The 1,580-nt window shown below is 61.5% G+C and carries 1 protein-coding gene; it reads right to left on the bottom strand.

Annotated elements, in window-relative coordinates; translation table 11 throughout:
• Positions 1-1,580, bottom strand: a 1,580-nt coding sequence (locus ACRCSW_RS15230; RefSeq protein ID WP_438706435.1) for a molybdopterin-dependent oxidoreductase, incomplete at both ends; no start/stop codon positions are given.

Raw genomic sequence — 1,580 nt, 5'->3', positions numbered from 1 at the left:
CGTTGGTGTAGCCCGCGTTGTAGCAGACCGTTTCGCTTTCGATCCCCGACCATGTGGGGCTGGAGATGATCTTGCGCGGTTGGGCTGCGATATCGCGGAAGCGTATCTTCGTGTGGTGTGCGCCTTCGGCCAAGTGGGCGTGGTGGCGGCCGGTGGGTTTTTCTAGTTCCTCCCAAGCCTTGACGGCCACTTCGCCGTTGGTTTCGGGGGCCAGCATCAGGATCATTTCCGCCGCGTCGATGGCGGTTTCGAGTTTCGCGTGACCCTTGGACACGCCTTCATCCAGCACGACGCCGTTCAGATCGCGCAGATGCCCGACCTCGGCCTTGGTATCCCAGTTGATCCCCTTGCCGCCGTTGCCGAGCTTTTCCAGCAGAGGACCGACTGAAGTGAACTTCTTGTAGAGGTTCGGGTAGTCCCGCTCGACCGCGACGTAGTTCGGCGCGGTCTTGCCGGGGATCAGGTCGCACTCGCCCTTTTTCCAGTCGCGCACATGCGCCTGCGCCAGTTCGCCGGGGGTGTCATGCAGCAAGGGAAGCTGGACGATGTCGGTTTCCACGCCCAGCACCTCGGGCGCAACTTCGCTGAACTTGCGGGCAATCGACTTGAATATCTCCCAGTCGGATTTGCTTTCATAGGCCGGGTCAACCGCCGCCTGCAGGGGGTGGATGAACGGATGCATGTCGGACGTGTTCAGATCGTCCTTTTCGTACCAGCTGGCTGTCGGCAGCACGATGTCGGAATAGACGCAGGTGGTGGACATCCGGAAGTCGATGGTCACCAGGAGGTCAAGCTTGCCCTTCGGTGCATCGTCATGCCAGACGGCCTCTTTCGGCATGACGCCGCCTTCCTCGCCCAGATCTTTGCCCATCACACCGTGATCGGTGCCTAGAAGGTGCTTGAGGAAGTACTCATGCCCCTTGCCCGAAGAGCCCAGCAGGTTGGAGCGCCAGACGAACAGGTTGCGCGGCCAGTTTTCCGGCGCGTCGGGGTCTTCGCAGGACATCTGCAGTGCGCCGGACTTCAACTGCTCGGCGACGTAATCCTTGATGTCTTTCCCCGCTGCCTTTGCGGCCTTGGACACGTCCAGCGGATTTGTCTTGAGTTGTGGCGCTGACGGCAGCCAACCCATCCGCTCGGCGCGGATGTTGTAGTCGATCAGGCTGATGTCCCAATCGCCCTTGGGCGCTGTGGGCGACAGGACTTCAGTCGCCCGCAGCGTCTCGTACCTCCACTGGTCGGTATGGGCATACCAGCATGAGGTCGAATTCATCTGCCGCGGCGGACGGTTCCAGTCCAGCGCAAATGCAAGCGGTGCCCAGCCCGTCTGCGGGCGCAGCTTTTCCTGCCCCACATAGTGCGACCAGCCGCCGCCCTCCTGGCCGATGCAGCCGCACATCACCAGCATGTTGATGATGCCGCGATAGTTCATGTCCATGTGGTACCAGTGGTTCAGACCGGCCCCGAGGATGACCATGGATTTGCCATGGGTCTTTTCGGCATTGCCGGCAAATGCCCGCGCCACGGCGATGATCTTCTCGCGGTCGACGCCAGTGATCTTTTCGGCCCAGGCGGGGGTG

Source organism: Tabrizicola sp. (genome assembly GCF_051645465.1).
Lineage (GTDB): Bacteria > Pseudomonadota > Alphaproteobacteria > Rhodobacterales > Rhodobacteraceae > Tabrizicola.
The sequence above is the reverse complement of the archived record's forward strand: the minus strand, read 5'-3'. Positions and strand labels throughout refer to the sequence as shown.